This is a genomic window from Bradyrhizobium sp. (assembly GCF_049512235.1).
Lineage (GTDB): Bacteria > Pseudomonadota > Alphaproteobacteria > Rhizobiales > Xanthobacteraceae > Bradyrhizobium.
On the sequence record NZ_JBEKXH010000543.1, the window covers coordinates 1 to 4,042 of the forward strand.

Below are 4,042 nucleotides of genomic sequence, written 5' to 3' on the forward strand. Positions count from 1 at the left end.
CTGCGAGCGGCTTGGACAGAGATTGTCGCACCGCGGTGTTCGTATTGATGTTCACAACGCTCAGCGTTGGATAGGCGCTGTACCATGCGATGGTCTCGACCTGGCTCTCTCGCACGTAAGCCTTGAACGGCCGCTCGGTCTGAGCCCCCTGCCAGAAATAGAACCGCGTTCCCGGAAAGCTGTAGCAGCCGCCTTCTTTGCCTTCGACTTCGACGAAAGTGTTCGTCCAAATGGCGTTCAACCCCTTGACCGCGGCCATGTCGATGAACTCGTTCAGGTAACTTTCCCAGGCACCGCCGTAATTGTCGAGGAACAGCAGCCGTCGGCCGCCGTCTATCAGGACCCAGCGGGCCGAGAGGATTGTCGGGATGTCGCCCAGCGTGCCGACGTTGAACCATAGGCGGGACAGAAGGTTGATGACGAATAGCGTGGCACGCAACGCCACGGCGTGCACCAAGCCGGGCTTGACGCGCGTAAGACTTGTCAGATGGTTTTGAAATCGATTATTGCCGCCTTCTTCCCGCGCGTACTTCTTCGCGTTGGCGCAGGCCCTCGCCTCGAGCATCGTGGGGTCGCCGAATTTCCACTCATCGAGCAATTCGCGGCCGCGCACGAGGAATAGGAGTAAGACACCAATCGCATACAGGGCCAAAACGCCGATCAATCCGTAAGCGGCGATTGCCAGAGCCCGGGAAACCAGCCAACGGGCGGCCTCCCCGTCAATGACCGAAGGCACGTAATAGCTGACGACAAGGCTACAGCAAGCGATGGTAATCGCCATCGCAAAGTGGACAAAATCGAGCCACAGACGCCGCCAATTCTCTTGCGGCCCGTTGAGCTTCTTCAATTCAACGGAGATCTTCAGGGACGTTGCCACGTATTGCAGAATGGCCAGCGCGACAAGCAGGAAGAACACAAGAATGAGGTGAACAATCAGCACTGAGGGCTTAGCAGCACCCGCCAGCTTTCCCATTTCGGCAATGAGAGCCAGCAGGACCGCCCCGGCGAGGAAGACCAGCGCGCCATACCTCAAGATCACCGCGACGTGCAGCGGGACGCGCCTGGCAAAAAATTGATCGCGCGGATGTCGGCTCCAGCTCGCGAGAAAAAGCTCCAGACCGCGGATCAGCAGCCAGATTGCGGCCAGTCCGATTGCGAGATAGAGCTCCCTTGGCAATGCGACCGCGGTGCCCGATGCGAGGTAGCTGACAATGCTGTTGCCAAATCGGCCTGCGTTTTCGAGGAAGGCCTGGAGCAATATTGACAGTGACCGGCAGCCATGCGCGGCGGCCAAGCGATCGTACACGACGGAGATGAGGGCGCCGAGCAAGCAAGCCAAGATCAGGGCCGCCATCGCCGCCGCGACGGCGATGGCTGTCCGGAATCTAACCTCCCAGGGCACAGGGGCCTGCTGTCCCGCCCAACGCCTGCTTGCCCGCTCGGCAATGAAGCCTCGCAGGGCGCCAAAAAGGCCATTGCGCCGGGGCGCAAAGCTATCGCCGGCTTGCAATCGGGAAAAATAGCTGACGATCCTTGAATGTATGCGGTGCTCGCTTTTGATTTGCGCAACGGTGCGGCCGGGACTACCGGAGAAGTAGATGTGAGCCCCGGCATCGTGACCAATAAAATACTCTTTTGCGAGCTCGGGAGTTGTGAGGCCCGTGTCCGGATAGCCGACGCAATGCTGGTAAAGCTCGTGCATGCCGTTGCCGGCGACGCGCAGCAGGTCGGAAAGGAAATCCGTTTTTGACCCGTCAAATGTCGCATCGAACACAAGGCTCGGACCAAAATCGGCCGCCGCGTCCAGGATGACGAAACTGGCAAAGTGTAAAGTTGGAATGAAGTCGAATCGAAACTGCGGTTTGCATTGCATGCCGATTTGCGGTTCTGCGTTATCGCGCAGATACTGACGACAACGCTCGGCATTCGAGGCCTTTATCGGCGCTATGATGGTGATGTAATCGGGCATCGACGTTTATCCGCCTGGATTTCCCCGGGGTTTGAAGTGGTCAACTCTGGAACGTGACGATGAGGCCTGCCGCCACTGGTCCATCAAAGGCGAGACGACCTTTCGGACCGGCGGCCCGGGAGAGACCGGGAAGGACAAGAAGCGATCTGAAAACCTCGAGCAGGACTGTTTCCGCGATGTATCGTCCAAAACAGTGCCGCGGGCCGGACCCAAAATGCAGATAGGACTCGAACGGCCGCGATGGATCAAAGCGCTCAGGGTCGGAGAACGCTTCCGGATCGAACATGGCCGACAGTGGCGGCGCCAACACCCTCGTTCCGGCTCGCACCATGCGTGCTCGTTTCGTGCCGTACGCGATCACCGTTTCGCGCGGTGTGTCACGGATCAAAAGGGGCAGCATTGGCCGGAAGCGCAACGCCTCGTGGACGAAATGGCGAAGCGTTTCGCGAAGCTCGTCCACGCGTTGTTGTACGCCGCTCTGCGCTGCCTGATTGAGCTCGATCGCTACCGCCTGCGCCTTCTCGAGGCCGCCTGGATGTGCGAGGATCTGGTCGATGGCTCCTGCGCCTGCGCGCACGATCGTCGCTCCGCCTGTCGCAAGAAGTCCGGTGAGATAACGACGTATCCAATCCTCATCGAACCAGTTCGGCGCGCCGGCACCCTGTAACCGCTGCACCAGCCTGGTGAGGAGGTCGTTGGCGAGGGCAGCCGGAGGCGGCCCGGCAACGGCTGAGCTTTTGTGCGAAAGCTCTTGCAGCAGGAGATCGGTAACCTTCGCGATGCTGGCGCGCGAGCGGGACCATGGCTCCGAACCAACCGGCGGATTGACCATGATGATGCCGGCAAGATCGCGCATGGCGTGGGCCATTTGTTGCGTGGACCCGGCCAGGGGAGGAACGCCAAAGTATTCCTTGGCGATGTCGACCACGACCGGTTCGAGTAGCTGGGAGACCACATCAATCCGTCCACCCGCCGGATCGATCTGCCGGCGACATCGGGCGTCGACTATCGCTCTGATTTTGTCGACGTCGGTCGGATCAACGGCGTCCTGAAGCAACTGCCGTTCCTGCGCGTGCCTCTGGCGCCAGTCGACCGTCATGAGAAACGTACCCCACGGCATTCCCGGATCAATGAAGTCGCCCATCGTGAAGTCGTCGAAGCGCTGAAGCACCTCGCGAACGTCGCGGGCCCTGGTGACGACAACGAGCTTTTTGAAGATGAATATCGGCCGAAAGCGTCGCAGGAGGCCGAAACCGAATTTAAAAAGCCAAAGATGACAGAGAAAATAGCACGATGCTCGATAGACGAGCATGCGCGAGGCGAGGCGTGCTGATTGGATGAAGTGCCCTGCCGAACGGGTAAATGGAGAATAGCGATCCTGCGACCCGCATTGCATCAGCGGCTCGGAAATGTTGGAGGCCATCGACACACCCCTCAAACTCTGCTGCACGGTAGCGTACCTTGAACTGAGCGACCCGGCCGAACACTCTCGGCTTCCAAATACCCGCATAAATTGATCGGAGCGGCTCACCCGGCTTCGATCAGGCTGAAATCAAAGCGAGTTAATCTTAATTTGGCAATTATTAGCTCAGCCCGCTTGTTGATTCTGTGAACTGGCTCACATATGGAACAACAATTACAATGGCCGCGCCGGCGCCAGCCTCCGCGCTCGCCGCGCCATCGTCAAAGCAGCTGAAGGACCAAGCCAGACAATTGCTCGATCAGCGCAAATACGCCGATGCAATGCCGCTTCTCGGCCAGGCCCTGATGGCGGATCGGAACGACATTCTGGCCTTGCAGTTGCGCTATACCTGCTACCGCAGGCTCAATAAAGTCCCGTAGCCGACATCAACGAACTGGTCATCCTGCTTCCCGCCGACGTCAAGATGCCGGTGGCGCGCGCCCCGACGCTGTCGGATTCGCGGCAAACCGACAAGGCCATGGCCGACATCGAGCACGCGCTGACGATCGATCCGGGGAGTGCCTTTCCGCCAGGGGCTCGTGCTGCTCATGAAGGGAAATACCACCGAGGGTCTGCCGGACATCAACCTGGTGGTCGCGCGAGCCGAGTCG

2 protein-coding genes and 1 pseudogene are annotated in these 4,042 nt (G+C 59.5%); 1 reads left to right on the forward strand and 2 read right to left on the reverse strand.

The features are described from left to right. A pseudogene (locus tag ABSG20_RS31355) lies at positions 1-1,969 on the reverse strand (hypothetical protein); the annotation flags it as partial. 40 nt (positions 1,970-2,009) lie between these two features. Continuing rightward, on the reverse strand, positions 2,010-3,392 hold the full coding sequence (locus ABSG20_RS31360; protein WP_423868327.1) for a cytochrome P450: 1,383 nt from the start codon (positions 3,390-3,392) through the stop codon (positions 2,010-2,012). A 218-nt stretch (positions 3,393-3,610) separates the two neighbouring features. On the opposite strand from ABSG20_RS31360, the gene ABSG20_RS31365 reads away from it, so the two are divergent. Then, positions 3,611-3,811 (forward strand): hypothetical protein, encoded by a 201-nt coding sequence (locus ABSG20_RS31365; protein ID WP_423868328.1) that lies wholly within the window; start codon positions 3,611-3,613, stop codon positions 3,809-3,811. The last annotated feature ends 231 nt before the right edge of the window (positions 3,812-4,042 follow it).

Coding starts and splice junctions, on each gene's coding strand:
- ABSG20_RS31360 (WP_423868327.1), bottom strand. CDS start 3,392: ATGGCCTCCAACATTTCCGAGCCGCTGATGCAATGCGGGTCGCAGGAT.
- ABSG20_RS31365 (WP_423868328.1), top strand. CDS start 3,611: ATGGCCGCGCCGGCGCCAGCCTCCGCGCTCGCCGCGCCATCGTCAAAG.